The sequence below is a fragment of the Blautia sp. CAG:257 genome, assembly GCF_000433815.1.
Classification (GTDB): Bacteria; Bacillota; Clostridia; order Lachnospirales; family Lachnospiraceae; genus Blautia_A; species Blautia_A caecimuris.
Genome location: NZ_HF999071.1, coordinates 14,864 through 15,221, shown reverse-complemented (window position 1 = coordinate 15,221; position 358 = coordinate 14,864). Strand labels below are relative to the sequence as shown.

The window sequence follows — 358 nt, the reverse complement described above, 5'->3', positions numbered from 1 at the left end:
TTCCTGAATATCAACGCTCACTTGGTCCACAGCTCTCTGAGTCTCCTGTATGTTTCCATCGTCATCGTATTTAAAATAATCAAATCCCAGTTTCAATGCTTTGATGATTCCCATATCCGTATCCTTTCAGACTTCCTCAGAAGGCTCTTTGCTGTCTGTAAGAGCTTCGATCACTTCCCAGATTTCATCTCTTCCCTGCTTGGTCTCAGCTGAAAAAGGAATCACTGTGCTTCCTTTTTTCAGCTGAAGTCCTTCCTTTATCATTTTCAGATGCTTCTGGATCTGACTTCTTTTTAATTTATCCAGTTTGGTGGCTATGATGATAGGTTCGTAGCCGTTATGGAGAATCCATTCATAC

2 pseudogenes are annotated in these 358 nt (G+C 41.1%); both read right to left on the bottom strand.

Features of this window, described 5'->3' with window-relative positions:
* Nucleotides 1-114 (bottom strand): annotated as a pseudogene (locus tag QVP40_RS13910) (energy-coupling factor transporter ATPase); the annotation flags it as partial.
* Nucleotides 115-126: 12 nt separating this feature from the next.
* A pseudogene (locus QVP40_RS08890) lies at nt 127-358 on the bottom strand (YihA family ribosome biogenesis GTP-binding protein); the annotation flags it as partial.